Source organism: Virgibacillus subterraneus (genome assembly GCF_900110695.1).
In the GTDB taxonomy this organism is placed as follows: domain Bacteria; phylum Bacillota; class Bacilli; order Bacillales; family Amphibacillaceae; genus Lentibacillus; species Lentibacillus subterraneus.
Genome location: NZ_FOEH01000004.1, coordinates 44,268 through 62,730 on the forward strand (window position 1 = coordinate 44,268; position 18,463 = coordinate 62,730).

An 18,463-nucleotide genomic window follows, 5' to 3' on the forward strand; every position below is an offset into this window, starting at 1 on the left:
TTAAAATTTTATTTAAGTTTGTTACGTAAGACCATTTGAAGAATACCACCATGACGGTAATAATCAATTTCAACATCACTGTCAAAACGAGCAATTACATTAAATTCAGTAGTCTTGCCATCTTCAGCAACTGCTGTAACCTTAACAAGATCATGAGGTTTTACGTTCTCATCAATTTTCACATCAAATGTTTCTCTACCAGTTAAGCCTAGTTTATCAGCACTTTCACCTGCTTCAAACTGTAATGGAAGTACACCCATCATTACAAGGTTTGAACGGTGAATTCGCTCGAAACTTTCTGCAATAACAGTTTTAATACCAAGTAAATCTGTACCTTTTGCAGCCCAATCACGTGAAGATCCCATACCGTAATCTTTGCCACCTATTACTAGTAAATCTGTACCGTTTTCCTGATATTTCATTGCAGCATCATAAATCGGCATAATTTCTTCAGTTGGCCAATAGGTTGTGTAACCACCTTCAGTTCCTTGTGCCAATAGGTTACGTATACGAATATTAGCAAACGTACCACGCATCATTACTTCATGGTTACCACGACGTGAACCATAGGAGTTAAAGTTTCTTGGTGATACATCTTTTTCTTGCAGATACTTTCCTGCTGGCATATCTTTTGCAATAGCACCAGCTGGTGAAATGTGGTCAGTAGTAACAGAGTCTCCAAACTTACCAATAGCTCGAAGTTTGTTTAATGGCTCCACTGCCCCTTTTTCTTTAGTTAGGCCTTCAAAGAATGGTGGATTTTGAATGTACGTTGAATCATTATCCCATTCGAATAAAGGCTCATCAGTTGTTTGGATTTGATTCCATTTTTCATTTGAATTAAATACGTTTTCATATTCTTTACGGAAAATTTCAGGTTTTACAACACTTTCTACAGTGTCTTTGATTTCTTCCATTGATGGCCATATATCAGCTAAGTAGATTGGCTCACCGTCTGCATCTGTTCCAAGTGCCTCTTTTGTTAAATCAACATCAACAGTTCCTGCGAGTGCATATGCAACAACTAATGGAGGAGATGCTAAATAGTTTGCTTTTACAAGTGGATGGATACGTCCTTCAAAGTTACGGTTACCTGATAGTACCGAAGAAACAGTCAGATCACTTTTCGAGATAGCTTCCTCGATTTCCGGACGAAGCGGTCCTGAGTTACCAATACAAGTTGTGCAACCATAACCTACTAAGTTAAATCCTAAGTTATCAAGATATTCATTTAAACCTGAATCCTCTAAGTAACGCGTAACAACTTTAGAGCCAGGTGCAAGTGATGTCTTCACATATTCAGGCACAGTTAAACCTTTTTCGACAGCCTTTTTCGCCAATAGTCCTGCACCTAACATTACATATGGATTAGAAGTGTTTGTACACGATGTAATTGCAGCAATAGCAAGTGCACCTGTTTTCATAACAGACTCTTTATCGTTAGTATGCTTAACAATTGCCTCTTTATCAAACTCAGATTTGTCCATACCAAAACCTTGGTTACCTTCTGGTGCTGTAATTGCTTTATTAAACTCTTTTTTCATATTGGACAAAGAAATTAAATCCTGAGGACGTTTTGGTCCGGAAAGATTTGGTTCCAACTCAGATAAATTAATTTCCACTAGTTCAGAATACTCAGGATCCTCTTGATCTGATGAATACCAAAGATCATTTTCTTTACTGTACTTTTCAACTAAGTCGATATGTTCTTCACTTCGTCCTGTTAGTCTCATATAACTTAACGATTCTTCATCTACTGGGAAGAAACCGCATGTTGCGCCGTATTCAGGAGCCATGTTTGAGATTGTTGCACGATCAGCAAGTGGCATATCTTTTAGACCAGGTCCAAAGTATTCTACAAATTTTCCAACTACTTTCTTCTCACGCAGAACCTGTGTAACCTTTAACGCTAGGTCAGTAGCAGTTGTTCCTTGTGGAAAGCTCCCAGTAAATTTAACACCAATTACTTCTGGAGCTGGAAAATAAGATGGCTGGCCAAGCATACCTGCTTCTGCTTCAATACCACCTACCCCCCAGCCAAGGACTCCCAAACCATTAATCATGGTTGTATGAGAGTCTGTACCAAATAATGTATCAGGAAACGCTTCATACGATCCATCATCATTTTCTAAGCCATGAACAACATTTGCAATGTACTCAAGGTTTACTTGGTGTACGATACCTGTTGCTGGTGGAACAGCACGATAATTTTCAAATGCCTTTTGTGCCCAATGCAAAAATTCATAACGTTCACCATTACGTTCAAATTCAAGATCCATATTTGCTTTAAGTGCGCCCGGTGTACCGTATTGGTCCACTTGTACTGAGTGATCAATAACTAAATCAACTGGTACCTCCGGATTAATTTTATTTGGCTCTCCACCCAAGTCCACCATCGCCTTACGTAGTGAAGCAAGGTCAACAACTGCTGGAACACCAGTAAAGTCCTGGAGGATTACACGTGATGGTTTGAAAGGAACATCTACACCTTCCCCATCCTTAGTTCCCCATTTTGATAGCCCTTCGATGTGATCATCTTTGATAACATGACCATCTCTTTGGCGAATAAGTGATTCCAAAAGAACCCGTATCGAAAATGGCAGACGTGATACTTTTCCGAGTCCTGCATCTTCAAGTGCTTTTAATTGATAGTAATTATACGTTTTACCATTCAAATCAAACTGCTTTTTTGCATCAATTCCCATATAAGATATACCCCTTTCTGTCATCCTTAATTGTCATATCCTTCAAGGGATTTTGACAAAAATATTATTCTACTAATATATCTTATATGAAATTATTATATAAAACAAATGTTTATTACCCGATGCCATATATTAATAAATTATTAAAAGTGATAATAAATACTTATACTACAATAAATATAATTGGAATAATAGTTATAATTTCAAATTACTTTGCTTCTTTTTGTTTTGGTAAAATAATTCTAAAAGTACTTCCTTTATTCTCATTTTGCAGTATCTCCAGCTTGCCATCATGCCTCTCAAGAATTTGTGTAGTAATCATTAACCCGAGTCCTGTACCAGATTGCTTCGTAGTGAAAAAAGGTTCTTTTAATTTATGTATAATTTCTTCAGGTATACCAGGCCCTCCGTCAATTACATCCAACAGAATACTATCTTCACTTGTTAAAACATTTAATTGGATATTACCTGGTTCTTCCATTGCTTCTATAGCATTTTTAACGATATTTATTAGTACTTGTTTTATTTGCGAACGATCACAATAAACAGTCTGACTGCCCGTTTGTTCAAAGAGAATATCGATATTCTTGAGCTTGGCCTGGGGTCGTAAAAGCGTAATAACATCTACAACCATTTCTTGTACTTTTTCAATTTGCTTGTTATCCGTTAGGGGTTTTGATATGAAAAGTAGTTCTGAGGTGATAGTTTCCATTTTCTCAATTTCATCAATCATGATCTTATAATATTCTTCTTTTCTATTCACTCCAGCCTGCAGAAGCTGCAGAAACCCCTTTAATGAAGTCAAAGGATTTCGAACCTCGTGGGCGATACCGGCAGCGAGTTGACCAGCAACTGACATCTTTTCCGAGCGAATCATCATTTCTTCTGCTTCTTTTTTATCAGTAATATCTTTTACTGCAGCAGCATAATAAATGTTATCATTTGAATCTTTTATTTGAGAAACCAAATTCTCAGTCCATATATTTTTTCCATAAATGTTTTGGATCATTATATTAAAAAGTTGGGATGAGTCCTGATTTGTGTCAAAATGATTTTTTATGTATGTTACATCTTCATTAGAAACTTTTTCATACCACTGTGTACCAAGCAAATCTGTTACCTTATAACCTAGCAATTGTTCAACTGATTTAGATATGTAGATAATTCTTCCGTTTTTATCCCATATAGCTATAAATCCATTTGTGTTTTTATCTATCCATTCAAGTATAGAAGGTGGTAACGCTGCAATATTATTAAAGAAACCTTGAGGATCAGGAGTAGTGGTGGGATTTTGTTTATTTTTGTTATTTTCTACCTGTTGGTTACTATCTTTATTCTCCAAGGCATTCACTCCTTATTATGGAATTTTATACAAATTAATTTTATACACTAATAAATATGACAAATTAAACTAAAATATGATAGACATATGAATGATTTCATCCTTTTATAATTGTATAAAATTATAGTATAATTAACGTAGATTGTAAAAATTTCTTTTAAAAGGAAAATGTGATATACCTAATTATTGTCATGTTACTATAAATAACGATAAAAATAAATGTTTCTTATGGAATATCTTGTAAATAGAGGAAATGGATTTCTTATCTAATAAAGAATCAGGTGATATTATGTCAGTAATTGTTGATTATTTAATTGTATTGTGGGGCTTTTTACTAATATGTTTAATGGGTATTGGCGGCTTTTTTATGTTTCGCAAGTTTTTAAAGCGATTACCAAAAGAAGACGGCAAGTCGAACATGGATTGGGAAGAATACTATATGGAAAAAACAAGTCATATGTGGGAAAGTGAAGAGAAAAAATTATTAGAAGACCTTGTATCCCCTGTTCCTGAATTATTCAGGGACATTGCACGGCAAAAAATCGCCAGTAAAATCGGAGAAATTGCATTACAGAAAAAAAGAAAGAAGATCAGCCAGGATGTACTTATAGAAGGTTATATTTTAGCTACACCAAAACGAGATCATAAGTTTTTAAGAAAAAAGATGCAACAAAAGAATATAGATATTACACCGTATGAGTATTTATTTGAATAGGAAACTTAGCAGTTAACTTTCTTAACTGCATAAAAAAACGCGTTTATACTTAAAGTATAAACGCGTTTTTAGATTTTAAGTTCCTGAGTATACAATCTGTTTTTCCAGCTTTTTGAACTTATAAAGCATAGCAATTCTCCATGTCACAATCATACCAAATGCAAGTAAGAAGAACATTCCACTGGTCTCACCAAAGGATATTGTTGCACCTATTGCAAGCTTCATAATTATTCGGGCAAACAATAGTCCAAACAAAATAAAAATAAATGATTTTGACGGTATTAGATAAATATCTTGATCCCTGATTTCAAATTTGGATGTTTTAATAAGAAAAACAGAAAAAATAACTCCAACAGAGAATGCTTCAATAACCTGCGCCCAATCAACTTGAAATTCAGGAAAAATAAACATTAATGCCCCAGTACTCATGAATAATGGTGGTAAGATAATCTTTTTCACAGAAGCTGGCTGTTTTGATGCCTTTAACCGTATAAATATCATCGTAACAGCCATAAAACATGCAACAACTGTACTTGCTATTAACCAAAACATGAAGAATCACTCTTTCTTATTAACTAGCTTATATGTTCGAATTCATGTAGAACCCTGCTTATTGTATCTAACACCCGATTTTCATCAAACGGCTTAACAATAAAATCTTTAGCACCAATTTCAATCGCTTCTACTACGACTTTTTGTTGTCCCATAGCGGAACATACGACGATTTTAGCTTCAGAATCATATTCCATAATTTCTTTAATGGCATCTATTCCATTCATAACTGGCATTGTAATATCCATTGTAACTAAATCTGGCTTCATTTCCTTGTACAGTTTAATAGCCTCTTCACCATTTTCTGCCCCGCCGATAACCTCATGTTTGTCTTCTTTAACAATTGTTTCTAAAGTAACCCGCATAAAATTCGCATCATCAACTATAAGTATTCTTGCCATTAGATTATTACCCCCAATAATCGTTATCGATCATTCGCTACTGATAGAATGATCGTAATTGTTACTCCTAATACAGTTATATATACTCCGATGTCAAATAACATTGCAGTGGCAAGCTCTATTTTACCAAAAATAGGAAAGTGGAAGTAACCATATGTATGTGATAGAAAAGTTTCATTAAAAAAGAAAGATCCGATACCAGTTCCAACAGCAAGTAATAAGCCACTGGGTATCAAAATTCGATAATTTACAGGCAGGATTTTCTCAAGTGCCTCTAATCCATAAGACATATACATCAGTACTATTGCTGATGCAGTCATTAGTCCACCAACAAATCCACCACCAGGTGCATTATGACCAACTAGAAGTAAATACATGGAGAATCCTAATAGAATAAAAACTATTAATGATGTCGTGGTGCGCAAGATGAGATCATTTGGTCTATACATATATTTAATACCCCTTTTAATTGAATATAAAGAATATTGGTGGATACTTTCTTAAATTTACTTAACAGTTCATCTTATTAAAGTGTAATATAAAACTTTCAAAAAATCTACTCACTTTACCTAAAAACCCTGAAACCCAAACCAACCAGCTAAAAATGCTGTCAATTTTGTCATCCAGTTAAAGAATAAGGCGATACCCATAAAAATCATAATGTAGCCCCCAACTTTAACTATTTTCACACTATGACGCTTAATCCATCCTAATTTGCCAATAAAAAATGAAAGAATTATAAATGGCAATGAAAAACCAAGTATATAACTTATCATCATGATCATACCAAGGTCAGGCTGGGTGGCCGCAAGTGATATTACGATCGCTAAAATAGGACCCATACATGGTGTCCATCCTAACGAAAAGGCCATACCAATAAGAAATGAACCAAAAAAACCGGCTGGTCGGTTCTTAAAAGTTATTTTCCTATCCTTCATAAGGAATTGAAAATTAAAGATACCTACAATAACAAGGCCAAAAAAGATAATTAAGATAGCTCCAATTTGCCTTATAATAACTTTGTACGTTGTTAAAAATTCTGATACAAATGAAGTGGAAAAACCAAGTATTATGAAAATACCAGAGAAGCCAAGTAAAAAGAAGATCGTATGTAATAAACTTTTTCTATTAAGCATCTTGTTGTCTTCTTTAATCTCATTTACACTCATACCTGTTATGTAAGATAGAAAAGCTGGATACAAAGGTAATACGCAGGGAGAGATAAATGATAAGAATCCCGCTCCAAACGCTAGGAATATATTTATTTCTGACATGGTAATCCTCCTAATTAGAATACTGCATACATTTTAACAGAACTTTCTCTAATCAAAAGCAATTGAATTTGACAATTATCCAACACTTGCCTTGAAGTAAAAAAACCCTGTTATCTTCTAGTAACAGGGATTTATATGCATTACCACTTAAATAATCAATAAGTGTTATTTATTGTTTTGATTATTCATTGAACGCATCATTTGATTAATTTTTTTCTGTGATGGTTTCTGTCCCATTTGCATCATTAATGTACGTAGCATTTGTTCATTAATTGGTGGATTCTTCTTTAAATAGTTCATCATATATTTTCTTGCAATAAAAAATCCAAGAGCAACACCTGCAATTAATGCTCCAATACCTATTAATATAACCCAGATCATGTCCATTCAAGCTTTCCTCCTTCGTGTTGTCTCTCATACAGTATAGTAAATCAAAGATAAGAATACAATACTTGTCCTGTCTTGTTCTTCTTCCCTTGTATAACTGGAGAAATCCAACCATAATTTCTTAAATCATTTCCCACTATAAATAAGTACGGTTGGAATAACCGCAAAGCAGGAAATAATAATTCTTCGGCATCATGTATCATTTCACTTCGAAAGTTTATCTTTTTTTTCTGTATATGTAAAGAAATATATTGGATATCTTTATAAATTTTAAGTCGGTCACCTTCAACTTTCATATTACTGTTATTTGGGTGATTATTTGTAATATGAGAGATTAGTGATGATTTTGGGAAGTCTAACGTAATATACTCATATTGCCGTTCAAGATCTTCTCTATTTTTGTTCATTTGGTATTCTTTTATAAAGCGGTACAATACTTCACTGTTATGAAAAAAATGATGCGCAAATTCTTCTTTTATCCAGTAAATAGAGTAATGATTCAACAAAAACCCTCCTCATTTACCTTCAATTATACGCATTTTAGTTTAAAATTTTGTCATACCGCGTTGCAAACAAGCACTAGTTTTGTCGATAAGGGAACAAAAGCACAAGCGCCTGTTCAGCGCCGTATGGACTGCGCCCGCGCATCGCGGGTGGGTCGACGTTGCCGCGCAAAGCGGCGGTCTTAGTCGATCTTCCTTTTCCCTGAGATAAAGGATACACGAAGAGCGTAAGCGATTCGATGTTGACTTATCGTAGACACGGGGAGGGAAGTCCACTAGGCGCTAGCCGCTGGAGCTGGACGTCGCTGACTCGGAAGTCCAGTTATCCACTGTACTTATATTTTATAACTTCCTATACAATTAGAAAACTTGTCATTCGCCAAACCTTAGGCGAATTGCCTTAGTTGCACTTATGCAGTAAGAATTTATTTATACCTTCTTAACTGTTAAATTAAGATGACCCTACCAGTAAGGGCCATCCTAAATATATCAAAACTTATTTTAATAGTGATTCAACATGGTCAACAACGTTTTCAACAGTAAAACCATATTCTTCAATAACTTTATCGCCTTTTGCAGATGCACCAAATCCTTCAATTCCTAAAACTGAGCCTTGGTCACCAACATATCTTTCCCAGCCAAATGGTGACGCCATTTCAATTGCTAACCGTTTTTTAACATTAGGCGGAAGCACATCATTCTTATAAGCTTCACTTTGTGCGTTAAAACGGTCCCATGATGGCATACTTACAACATTGACATCAATACCTTTTTCTTTAAGGGCATCTTTAGCTTTAATAGCCAGCTGCACTTCAGATCCTGTTGCTAATAATAAAGCATCAGGTGTTTGTTTTTCTGTTTTACTTATTACGTATGCACCCTTTTTTACACCTTCATAGGCATGTTCTTTTGTGCCTTCTAATGTAGGTAATCCTTGTCTTGTCAGTACAAGTGCAGTCGGTTTGTTTTTCGACTCTAGTGATAAGCGCCAAGCAGCTTGAACCTCGTTGCCATCAGCTGGACGAATTAGTGATAGTCCTGGCATTGCTCTTAGTGATGATAACTGTTCAATTGGTTCATGGGTTGGACCATCTTCTCCAACCGCAATTGAATCATGCGTAAATACATATGTTACAGGTACATTCATTATTGATGAAAGACGAATTGCCGGACGCATGTAGTCACTAAATACAAAGAATGTCCCAACATAAGCTTTCAGCCCACCATGTAATGCTATACCATTTACCGCAGCTGCCATGGCAAATTCACGTACACCAAACCACACATTTTTCCCAGCATAGTTTTTACGGGAGAAATCATTTTCATCTTTAATTGTAGTCTTGTTAGAACCTGCTAAATCAGCACTTCCTCCAAAGAAATAGGGAACTGCATCTGCAACTGCATTCAGTACTTCACCGGAGGAAGCACGAGTTGCACTTGAATCTTTCCCTGCCTCATAACTAGGGAGATGTTTATCCCAATCTTGAGGTAACTCATCATTTATTGCCAATTCTAACTCAGTTGCAAGCTCTGGATACTTTTCTTTATATGTGTCAAAAAGCTTATTCCATTTATCCTCTGCATCAGCACCATCTTTTCCAATCTTCTCTTTAAAGTCTGCATAGACTTCATCTGGAACTTGGAAATCATCATGTGACCATTTATAATACTCTTTTGTTAGTTTCACTTCATCTTCACCAAGTGGTGCACCATGGGATGCTGCAGAAGCAGATTTATTTGGTGAACCGTAACCTATAACAGTTTTTATCTCAATTAACGTTGGCTGTTCAGTATTCTGTTTTGCTTCATTAATTGCATTTCGTATAGCTGTTAAATCGTTACCATCCTCTACATGTATAACTTGCCACCCGTAAGCCTTGAAGCGGTCTTCTGTATTATCTGAAAATGCTCTATTCAAATCACCATCTAGAGAGATATCATTTGAATCGTATAATGCAATCAACTTTCCAAGTCCTAAATGACCAGCTAGGGAAGCTGCTTCGTGCGAAATGCCTTCCATTAAATCGCCATCACTAACAAGAGCATACGTATTATGATCAATTATTGATAACTCATCCTGGTTATATTTTGCTGCAAGATGTGCTTCAGCAATTGCCATTCCAACTGACATTCCAAGTCCTTGTCCTAATGGACCAGTTGTTGCTTCTACTCCATCTGTATGATGGACTTCTGGATGTCCTGGTGTTCTTGAATTCCATTGACGAAAAGACTTTAGATCATCAATAGTTACATCATATCCTGATAAATGTAGCAACCCATATAATAGCATGGAACCGTGTCCAGCAGACAACACAAAACGATCACGATTAAACCACTTTGAGTTACTCGGGTTTTGTTTCATAAAATCAGTCCATAAGGTATAAGCCATTGGAGCGGCCCCCATCGGTAGGCCTGGATGACCAGAGTTAGCATTTTCTATTGCATCAATTGCCAATGTACGTATCGTATTAATAGATAATTGTTCGATATCTTGTGACAAAAAAATTCCCCTTTCCACTTAAAAGTTATTAACATCCCTTTTTATTCTATAATGAAACATATCCTGTAACAAGTAATAAATTAAGATTGTTTATTCTCAATGTTTTTTGTTTCTATCCTGCAAATCACGTACTTTATCAGGGGTAACATCATTTCCTTCCTTATCCATTACAGTCATTGATTTAAACTGATTTTTAAATGATTTTCGTACATTTTTTAAATATTCCTGTCTAAGCTCTTTTTGCTCTGCTTTTTCTTGTTCTGTTAATTCTTCTTCTTTTGATTTCTTTGCAAGTTCATTTATACGTTCTAATTTTTCTTTTGATATAATCTTTAAAACCTCCTAGAAAACACTTAAAAAGACAAGAACAATTTTTAATGTCCCTGCCTTTTAATATTACTTTACATGGGTATTAGATTCAAGTTTTTCAAACTCCTGATACCTCCGATGAACAGTTGCTTTGGAAACCGGGTGACCTAATCCATTTAATGTAGTTGTGATTTCCTCAAATGTTAAGTTATTTTGCCTCATTCGCACAACTTCTTCTATTGGAAATACTTTTCGTTCTCTACCAGGTGCATGATTTCGGTTTGATAAGTTTTCACTTGGATCGAATCCTTCACTTATTGCCTTTCTCATCCCACGTTTAATTTTTGTATTATGGATTTTACGTTGATATTCTTCTACAATACCAACTATTTGCAGGACCATTGAATCTGACTCAGACAACTCAATCTCTCCGCCTTGCATTCCTGTATATATGGAAATATCTAATTTCTGTAACTGATGAAACAAGGCTATTTTAGTATTCCCCCGCCCTAACCTTGTTTCATCCTGTATTAACAAACATTCTGCCTTCTTTTCAGAAAAAAATTCAAGCATTCGAAAAATACCATCTCTATTTATCTCATACCCGCTCTCTTGTTCTTCAATACAATCCACAACGGTAAGCATATGTTTGTTTGCAAGGGCCATTAATTCCTCTTTCTGTCTCTTTAATGATGTCTCTTGTACTTTTTTGTCTGTACTTACACGACAATATATTATTGCTTTCAAAAGTTTTCGCTCCTTACGCTATGCACTTGTTATCATGGAGAAATATAAGAAACCTAATGCCAAAGTAAAAGCAACTAAATAAAATACATCTGTCTTTGTTACTTTTCCAAACATATTAATCAGTCCTTTCTTTTTCAATATAAGAACCTTTGTTCGTATTAACCTCTATTAACCATTATATACGAACATACGATCTTGTCAATAGTTTTCTCGAACGAATGTTTGCTTTTTCCAAAAATAGGTGGTAAACTATCATTAATAAATCCTATGCGTGAGGTGTTTGATAGATGAATAAACTTTCTAAAAGACAGGAAACAATACTTGAGTATATTAAAGAAGAGGTAGATGGCAAAGGTTATCCACCATCGGTTAGAGAGATTGCAGAAGCGGTCGGACTTGCTTCAAGTTCAACTGTGCATGGGCATTTGGCGAGGCTTGAAAGTAAAGGCTTCATTAGAAGAGACCCTACTAAACCAAGAGCTATAGAGGTTTTAGACCTATCTGAAGAAAGTCATATTCCTAGGGAAGAAGCAAGATATGCACCAGTTATTGGTAAAGTTACTGCTGGGATACCAATTACTGCGGTAGAAAACATCGAAGAATTCGTTCCATTACCTAGTTCCAGCGCCGGACCTGATGATAACTTATTCGTTCTCATCATCGACGGTGAAAGTATGATAGAAGCTGGTATTTTAGACGGGGATATGGTTATTGTGAAACAGCAAAATACTGCGCAAAACGGAGAAATTGTTGTTGCAATGACTGATGAAGACGAGGCAACTGTAAAGAGATTCTTTAAAGAAAAAAATCAAATTCGCTTGCAGCCAGAAAATGCCACAATGGATCCTCTCATCTATCAAAATGTAACAATACTAGGTAAGGTAATCGGCTTATACCGTAATATTCAATAGAACAAAGGCGCAAGCGCCTGTTTAGCTCCGTATGGACTGGACTGACCCGTGTGAGATAAAGGATACACGAAGAGCGTAAGCGATTCGATGTTGACTTATCGTAGACACGGGGAGGAAAGTCCACTAGGCGCTAGGCGCTGGCCGGTGAAAACGCCACGTCCTGTGGCGTCACCGGCACTAGTACGTCCTGTACGTCGGAGCTGGACGTGGCTGATTCTGAAGTTCAGTTATCCCACAGCACTTAAATTCTATAGTACGCTTAACAAATAAAAAGGCTTCCGTCAATAAAATGACGAAAGCCTTTTTTTCTTTAATATGTTGATAGATATTGTTCTCTTTCCCAAGGGTGTACAGTCGTACGGAACATATCCCATTCAATTTCTTTCGCTTCAATAAAGTGTTCGTATAAGTGTTCGCCTAATGCATCTGTAACAACTTTGTCTTTTTGAAGTTCTTGTAACGCATCCATAAGTGTTGCTGGCAAATCTTTTATACCATTTTTCTCTCTTTCTTCTTTATCCATCATATAAATATTACGGTCTACAGAAGTAGGTGGTGTTAATTTCTTACTAACTCCTTCCAATCCAGAAGCAAGTAATACGGCCATGGCCATATATGGATTAGCTGCAGGATCAACACTTCTAACTTCAATTCTTGTACTCAAACCTCTTGAATACGGAATTCGAATAAGCGGGCTTCGATTTGTCCCAGACCACGCGACGTAACAAGGAGCTTCATATCCCGGTACAAGTCTCTTAAATGAATTAACTGTTGGATTTGTAACTGCTGTAAAGTTTGTTGCATGTTTAATGACACCGGCTGTAAATTGATAAGCGACATCACTAAGCTGCATATCTCCTTTTGTATCAAAGAAGCTATTTTCGCCATCTTTAAATAATGACATATTAACATGCATACCAGAACCATTTACTCCAAACAATGGTTTAGGCATAAATGTTGCGTGCAGATTATGTTTCCTTGCAATTGTTTTAACTGCAAGTTTAAATGTTTGAATATCATCACAATGCTTAACAGCATCAGAATATTTAAAATCAATTTCATGTTGTCCAGGTGCAACTTCATGATGAGATGCCTCGATTTCAAATCCCATTTCTTCCAATTCAAGAACTATATCTCTGCGGCAATTCTCACCAAGATCCGTTGGTGCCAAATCGAAATAACCACCACGGTCATTCAACTCCATTGATGGGTCACCTTTTTCATCAAGCTTGAATAAAAAGAACTCTGGCTCTGTTCCAATATTAAATGCATCAAAGCCTAATTCTTCCATTTTTTTAAGGTTTCGTTTTAGGTTATACCTTGGGCACCCTTCAAAAGGTGTTCCATCTGGATTATAAATGTCGCAAATAAAACGAGCTACCTTACCTTTATCAGAAGTCCATGGAAATACCACAAATGTATCTAAATCAGGGTACAAGTACATATCTGATTCTTCAATACGAACAAATCCTTCAATAGAAGAACCATCAAACATCATTTTATTATCTAAAGCTTTATCCAACTGGCTAAGTGGAATCTCAACATTTTTGATTGTTCCAAGCATGTCTGTAAATTGCAAGCGGACGAACCGGACATTTTCCTCTTCTATTTTCTTCATAATTTGTTCTTTTGTAAAATCTGAGCTCATCTAACTGCCTCCTAGAAAATTTTTATTTATTTAGTGAAAAAATCGAGAAAGCTCTCCTTGACGCATGCTCGATTTTCCCATTCTCCCTGCATCAATTAACTCATTCTTCAGCATTGTACGTAACTGACGATCTGATATTTGAGGATTAGCTTTTTCTTTTTTCTGTGTATTTTCTTCTGTGATGATGTGCTTAATACCAGCTAAATTAATTCCTCTGTCCATCAGATTTTTTATTTCTAATAAACGGTCAACATCGTTAAAAGAAAATAAACGTTGGTTACCTGTTGATCTTTCTGGGTGAATTAAATTATGTTCTTCATAATATCGAATTTGTCTTGCAGTCAATTCAGTTAATTTTTTAACAATGCTTATTGAAAATAAAGGCATTGAACGTCTATCTTGATCGTCCATTATAATACCTCCTTTTATTCATCTAAAATAACAATAGCATATGTAATGTTTATTGTCAAATTTATGTTAAGTTACCTAACACACGGCATCCTTTCTATATTTCCTGTTCAATAGATATAAAACCTTTATCCACTAAATTTTCAACCGCAGCTACTAAGGCTAATTTTACATGTGAATATGTTAAGCCGCCCTGAACAAATGCTGTATATGGGGATCTTAACGGCCCGTCTGCTGTCAATTCCAGGCTTGCCCCCTGCACAAATGTACCTGCAGCCATAATCACTTTATCCTTATACCCAGGCATTTCACTTGGATGTGGTGTAACAAATGAATTGATCGGTGAACTGTGTTGAATTGCCTGGCAAAAGGCTATCATATTTTCCTGATTTCCGAATGTAACAGATTGTATTAAATCTGTTCGATCAGCTTTGTAATGAGGGCTTGTCTTAAAACCGACTAACTCTATAAATCTTGCAGTTAGAATTGCACCTTTCAAAGCTTCTCCAACAATGTGAGGTGCCATGAATAATCCTTGAAACATTTCCTGCAGCATATTAAGTGTTGCCCCAGTTTCCTTTCCAAGACCTGGGGCAGTTAAACGGTGAGCACACTGAAGTACTAGATCTTTCTTTCCAGCTATGTATCCTCCAGCTCGTACTATTCCACCTCCCGGGTTTTTAATTAGCGAACCAGCAATAATATCTGCACCTATATGTAATGGTTCTTTTTCTTCAACAAATTCCCCATAACAATTATCTACAAACACAATTAAGTCTTTATTTATATCCTTTATAAAAGTTACCATTTCTTCTATTTCATCAATTGTGAATGACGGTCTGTCATCATATCCTTTTGAACGTTGTATACCAATTACTTTTGTTTGATGGGAAATCTTCTGTTTAATTCCATTATAATTAACCTTACCATCTTCCAATAAGTCTAATTCACTGTATCTGATGTTAAAATCAGCTAATGATCCTGTATTAGATTCATGAACTCCAATTACTGATTCTAACGTGTCATATGGCTTACCTGTTATATATAATAGTTCTTCATCAGGTCTCAATAAACCAAATAATGTCGTGGATATGGCATGGGTACCCGAAACAATTTGAGGTCTGACAAGTGCATCTTCTCCACCAAACACATCCGCATACACCGCTTCTAATGTTTCCCTCCCTAAATCATCATACCCGTATCCAGTAGTTGGGTTAAAATGACTATCACTAACACGGTTCTCTTGAAAAGAATCAAGTACCCGTTTTTGATTGGTCTCTACTATAGTTGCGACATTTCTATGTTGTGTAGTGCAATCCGCTTCTGCTTGTTTCATCAATTCTTTGGCCATTAGTGCATTATTACTCCTTTAACAAACTTTTTAATGGGTGTTCTTGTCGCATGTATCCTTCTACTACATACTCATTCTGCTCTTCTTCATAGAAACGGTCACTTATTATTGTCTCGTGTTCCAACCGATTCAGCATCTTTCCCTGGTCGGGTGTTAAATCAAGTTTATACCAATCCCACTCATCTTTTAGTATTTCTTCTATTTTTATTTGAAGCTTTTGAATATCTTCTTGATCAAACGCACTAACAAGGATGTTTGGGTGATTCATTGCAATAAAGTCAGTATCAATTTTATCGTATTTATTATAAACAGTAAGCATCGGTATAGTATGTGCATTTAAATCACGTAGTAAATTGCTTACCGTGCGCTGATGCTGGTCAAGGTCTGGGTTCGCAGCATCTACTACATGTAAAATAAAATCTGCTTCTGTTACTTCTTCTAAAGTTGATTTAAAAGAAGCTACCAATGATGTTGGCAGATCCTGGATAAAACCAACAGTATCTGTTACAAGTGTTTGAAAACCTGATGGTAACTGAATTCTTCTTGTCAATGGGTCGAGTGTGGCAAATAACTGATTCTCTTCATGTGAGCTACTTTTTGTTAACCGGTTAAATAATGTCGATTTTCCAGCGTTGGTATAACCAACTATGGCAATTTGAAATGCATCATTTGTTTTTCTGCGTTTACGGTATTGTTCACGTTGCTGCACAACTAATTTCAACCGTCTCTTGATATCGAAAATACGTCGTCTGATATGGCGCTGGTCTGTTTCTAATTTCGTTTCACCTGGTCCACGTGTCCCAATACCCGCACCCAAACGAGACATTGCTTCCCCTTGGCCATGCAATCTTGGCAGCATATACTCCAGCTGTGCTAGTTCAACTTGCAACTTACCTTCCTTGGTATGGGCACGCTGGGCAAATATATCCAGTATCAGCTGACTGCGATCAATCACCCTTACACCAAATCGATCACTTAAGTTACGCAATTGCCCAGCAGATAACTCATCATTCGATACGACAAGATTAATTTCCAGTTCATCAACTGCTTCATTTATTTCTTCCATTTTACCTTCACCAATGTAATATGCTGGGTGAATCTTTTGACGATTTTGCGTCATTACTTTCGCTACTTTACCACCAGCAGTTTTACATAACGAGCTTAGTTCCTCCAAGGAAGATTCAAAATGATCATCATTTTGCTCCTGCATTTTAACAGCAATTATTAATATTTTTTCTGACATTATAAATACCTCTTCCTCTATCCGGACAGTTAATTTTTAGCATTCTCTTGTTTTTATCATAGCAAAGAACCTTCTATATCACAATTCGCATGTCATTCTTCATCGAGTGAAAGGTCGCTACCAGTTAACTGAATTAAATCATTTACGGTAAAATTTTCATTGTTTAATAAACGAACAGCATGTAGCCTAATTGATTGTTCAATTACATTACGAACATATCTGGCATTAGAGAAATTTCGATGGGTTTCCTGCTTTTTCTTATATAAATGGGTTCGGAGTTTCCATTCAGCTTCATTTGTAAGTTCATATTCACGATCATTAACCATCTGCTTTGCAATTTTTGTTAACTGATTCACCTCATAATCCTGGAAATCTAATATAAATGGAAATCTTGACTTTAGACCAGGATTAAGTGTCAGGAAACGATCCATTTCATATGGATATCCTGCTAAAATTAATACAAAGTCATTATGATTATCCTCCATATGCTTTACCAATGTATCAATTGCTTCTTTACCAAAGTCCTTTTCCCCACCACGTGCCAAGGAATAAGCTTCGTCAACGAATAAAATACCACCCATTGCCTTTTGAATAATCGCACGTGTTTTCTGAGCAGTTTGGCCAATATATTCACCAACCAGGTCAGCCCGTTCCGCCTCTATAAAATGCCCCTTTGAAAGTAGGCCCATCTCAAAATACATCTTAGCAAGTTTCCTAGCTACCGTTGTTTTACCAGTTCCAGGGTTACCTTTAAAAAGCATATGAAGCACCTGCCTGGAACAAGTAAGGCCCATTTCTTTACGTTTATCATTTATTACAATAGTTGCGTATATTTCTTTTATAGTCTTCTTTAATTTCTCCATTCCTATGAATGATGAAAATTCTGAATCAATATGTGAAAATGGACTACTCTCTGCATTTGGTAATCGGCCGGTATTTTCAAACGGTACATTATTTTTATCATGCAGAACTATATTAATCTGCCCATTTTTATTTCGAAGTTTTTGCGTTTCCACATCATCACCCCTTAGTCACGTTAGTATACGCGGTATTTAAAAAAGATGTGACAAACGCCCAGATGCCAAAGCAATATTAAAAAACTTGGCTATTCACCAAGCCTTAGTTGCATTTATGCAGTAATAAAGGATTTATACTTTCTTACCTGCCTAAAAACGGACGCCCATTAAATTAAGAGCGTCCGTTACATTTATTATTCTTTTTCAAGTTCTACATTTTTCACTGGGGCAAAAGTAGAAATAGCATGTTTAAAAATTAATTGTTGTTTTCCGTCTGTTTCTAACAAGACAGTGAAATTATCAAAGGCTTTTAATATCCCTCTTAATTGAAATCCATTTGTCAAAAAAACGGTAGTTGAAATATGGTCCTTTCGAAGCTGATTTAAATATTGATCCTGAATGTTTACTGATTGCGCCATCGCACATCCTCCTCTATTCTATATCTGTATAT

General features: G+C 35.8%; 19 protein-coding genes. 2 read left to right on the forward strand and 17 right to left on the reverse strand.

Going from position 1 to position 18,463, the window contains the following annotated elements:
- Positions 1–8: 8 nt before the first annotated feature.
- Positions 9–2,705 (reverse strand): aconitate hydratase AcnA, encoded by a 2,697-nt coding sequence (acnA, locus tag BMY13_RS12060; protein WP_092492852.1) that lies wholly within the window; start codon positions 2,703–2,705, stop codon positions 9–11.
- A 208-nt stretch (positions 2,706–2,913) separates the two neighbouring features.
- Positions 2,914–4,047, reverse strand: a complete 1,134-nt coding sequence (locus BMY13_RS12065; protein ID WP_175476795.1) for an ATP-binding protein — start codon at positions 4,045–4,047, stop codon at positions 2,914–2,916.
- A 289-nt stretch (positions 4,048–4,336) separates the two neighbouring features.
- Here BMY13_RS12065 and BMY13_RS12070 point away from each other — a divergent pair, with 289 nt between their 5' ends.
- Entirely contained in the window at positions 4,337–4,762 is a 426-nt protein-coding gene (locus BMY13_RS12070; protein ID WP_092493239.1) for a DUF2621 family protein, read from the forward strand.
- A gap of 75 nt (positions 4,763–4,837) precedes the next feature.
- On the opposite strand, the gene BMY13_RS12075 is transcribed toward BMY13_RS12070, so the two are convergent.
- The 9 genes from BMY13_RS12075 to BMY13_RS12115 all read right to left on the reverse strand — a co-directional run bounded on the left by BMY13_RS12075 (position 4,838) and on the right by BMY13_RS12115 (position 11,435).
- Positions 4,838–5,314, reverse strand: a complete 477-nt coding sequence (locus tag BMY13_RS12075; RefSeq protein WP_092504916.1) for a CcdC family protein — start codon at positions 5,312–5,314, stop codon at positions 4,838–4,840.
- A 23-nt stretch (positions 5,315–5,337) separates the two neighbouring features.
- The gene (locus tag BMY13_RS12080; protein WP_092492854.1) at positions 5,338–5,715 is read right to left on the reverse strand and encodes a response regulator; all 378 of its coding nucleotides are present in this window, start codon (positions 5,713–5,715) and stop codon (positions 5,338–5,340) included.
- 23 nt (positions 5,716–5,738) lie between these two features.
- The gene (locus BMY13_RS12085) at positions 5,739–6,164 is read right to left on the reverse strand and encodes a Na(+)/H(+) antiporter subunit B (protein ID WP_092492855.1); all 426 of its coding nucleotides are present in this window, start codon (positions 6,162–6,164) and stop codon (positions 5,739–5,741) included.
- Between the two features lie 120 nt (positions 6,165–6,284).
- Positions 6,285–6,989: a cytochrome c biogenesis CcdA family protein gene (locus BMY13_RS12090; RefSeq protein ID WP_092504919.1), complete on the reverse strand. Its 705-nt coding sequence runs from the start codon at positions 6,987–6,989 to the stop codon at positions 6,285–6,287.
- A gap of 165 nt (positions 6,990–7,154) precedes the next feature.
- Positions 7,155–7,376 carry a YneF family protein gene (locus BMY13_RS12095; RefSeq protein WP_092492857.1) on the reverse strand — a complete coding sequence of 74 codons (222 nt, stop codon included), beginning with the start codon at positions 7,374–7,376 and terminating at the stop codon, positions 7,155–7,157.
- Between the two features lie 44 nt (positions 7,377–7,420).
- Positions 7,421–7,879 carry a sporulation inhibitor of replication protein SirA gene (gene sirA, locus BMY13_RS12100; RefSeq protein ID WP_175476796.1) on the reverse strand — a complete coding sequence of 153 codons (459 nt, stop codon included), beginning with the start codon at positions 7,877–7,879 and terminating at the stop codon, positions 7,421–7,423.
- 496 nt (positions 7,880–8,375) lie between these two features.
- Positions 8,376–10,379, reverse strand: coding sequence for a transketolase (gene tkt / locus BMY13_RS12105; RefSeq protein WP_092492859.1), 2,004 nt, complete (start codon positions 10,377–10,379; stop codon positions 8,376–8,378).
- Between the two features lie 96 nt (positions 10,380–10,475).
- Positions 10,476–10,709 carry a DUF896 domain-containing protein gene (locus tag BMY13_RS12110; protein ID WP_092492860.1) on the reverse strand — a complete coding sequence of 78 codons (234 nt, stop codon included), beginning with the start codon at positions 10,707–10,709 and terminating at the stop codon, positions 10,476–10,478.
- A gap of 66 nt (positions 10,710–10,775) precedes the next feature.
- Complete coding sequence (locus BMY13_RS12115) at positions 10,776–11,435, reverse strand: YneB family resolvase-like protein (protein WP_092504924.1); 660 nt, start codon at positions 11,433–11,435, stop codon at positions 10,776–10,778.
- A 287-nt stretch (positions 11,436–11,722) separates the two neighbouring features.
- Here BMY13_RS12115 and lexA point away from each other — a divergent pair, with 287 nt between their 5' ends.
- The gene (lexA, locus tag BMY13_RS12120) at positions 11,723–12,346 is read left to right on the forward strand and encodes a transcriptional repressor LexA (protein ID WP_092492862.1); all 624 of its coding nucleotides are present in this window, start codon (positions 11,723–11,725) and stop codon (positions 12,344–12,346) included.
- A gap of 310 nt (positions 12,347–12,656) precedes the next feature.
- Here lexA and glnA read toward each other — a convergent pair whose 3' ends face one another.
- The 6 genes from glnA to hfq all read right to left on the reverse strand — a co-directional run bounded on the left by glnA (position 12,657) and on the right by hfq (position 18,431).
- Positions 12,657–13,994 (reverse strand): type I glutamate--ammonia ligase, encoded by a 1,338-nt coding sequence (gene glnA, locus BMY13_RS12125; protein ID WP_092492863.1) that lies wholly within the window; start codon positions 13,992–13,994, stop codon positions 12,657–12,659.
- Between the two features lie 30 nt (positions 13,995–14,024).
- Positions 14,025–14,405 (reverse strand): MerR family transcriptional regulator, encoded by a 381-nt coding sequence (locus BMY13_RS12130; protein ID WP_092492864.1) that lies wholly within the window; start codon positions 14,403–14,405, stop codon positions 14,025–14,027.
- Positions 14,406–14,499: 94 nt separating this feature from the next.
- Positions 14,500–15,753, reverse strand: a complete 1,254-nt coding sequence (locus BMY13_RS12135; protein WP_092504927.1) for a methionine gamma-lyase family protein — start codon at positions 15,751–15,753, stop codon at positions 14,500–14,502.
- Positions 15,754–15,763: 10 nt separating this feature from the next.
- Complete coding sequence (gene hflX / locus BMY13_RS12140; RefSeq protein WP_092492866.1) at positions 15,764–16,996, reverse strand: GTPase HflX; 1,233 nt, start codon at positions 16,994–16,996, stop codon at positions 15,764–15,766.
- A gap of 92 nt (positions 16,997–17,088) precedes the next feature.
- Positions 17,089–18,012, reverse strand: a complete 924-nt coding sequence (spoVK, locus tag BMY13_RS12145) for a stage V sporulation protein K (protein ID WP_092504929.1) — start codon at positions 18,010–18,012, stop codon at positions 17,089–17,091.
- A 194-nt stretch (positions 18,013–18,206) separates the two neighbouring features.
- Positions 18,207–18,431: an RNA chaperone Hfq gene (hfq, locus tag BMY13_RS12150; RefSeq protein WP_092492868.1), complete on the reverse strand. Its 225-nt coding sequence runs from the start codon at positions 18,429–18,431 to the stop codon at positions 18,207–18,209.
- Positions 18,432–18,463 lie beyond the last annotated feature (32 nt).

Bases quoted from the DNA above. Each gene is read 5' to 3' on its own strand.
- BMY13_RS12090 (WP_092504919.1), bottom strand. From the start codon at position 6,989: ATGTCAGAAATAAATATATTCCTAGCGTTTGGAGCGGGATTCTTATCA.
- BMY13_RS12080 (WP_092492854.1), bottom strand. From the start codon at position 5,715: ATGGCAAGAATACTTATAGTTGATGATGCGAATTTTATGCGGGTTACT.
- BMY13_RS12095 (WP_092492857.1), bottom strand. From the start codon at position 7,376: ATGGACATGATCTGGGTTATATTAATAGGTATTGGAGCATTAATTGCA.
- lexA (WP_092492862.1), top strand. From the start codon at position 11,723: ATGAATAAACTTTCTAAAAGACAGGAAACAATACTTGAGTATATTAAA.
- BMY13_RS12085 (WP_092492855.1), bottom strand. From the start codon at position 6,164: ATGTATAGACCAAATGATCTCATCTTGCGCACCACGACATCATTAATA.
- glnA (WP_092492863.1), bottom strand. From the start codon at position 13,994: ATGAGCTCAGATTTTACAAAAGAACAAATTATGAAGAAAATAGAAGAG.
- hfq (WP_092492868.1), bottom strand. From the start codon at position 18,431: ATGGCGCAATCAGTAAACATTCAGGATCAATATTTAAATCAGCTTCGA.
- BMY13_RS12075 (WP_092504916.1), bottom strand. From the start codon at position 5,314: ATGTTTTGGTTAATAGCAAGTACAGTTGTTGCATGTTTTATGGCTGTT.
- BMY13_RS12130 (WP_092492864.1), bottom strand. From the start codon at position 14,405: ATGGACGATCAAGATAGACGTTCAATGCCTTTATTTTCAATAAGCATT.
- BMY13_RS12135 (WP_092504927.1), bottom strand. From the start codon at position 15,753: ATGGCCAAAGAATTGATGAAACAAGCAGAAGCGGATTGCACTACACAA.
- acnA (WP_092492852.1), bottom strand. From the start codon at position 2,705: ATGGGAATTGATGCAAAAAAGCAGTTTGATTTGAATGGTAAAACGTAT.
- BMY13_RS12070 (WP_092493239.1), top strand. From the start codon at position 4,337: ATGTCAGTAATTGTTGATTATTTAATTGTATTGTGGGGCTTTTTACTA.
- hflX (WP_092492866.1), bottom strand. From the start codon at position 16,996: ATGTCAGAAAAAATATTAATAATTGCTGTTAAAATGCAGGAGCAAAAT.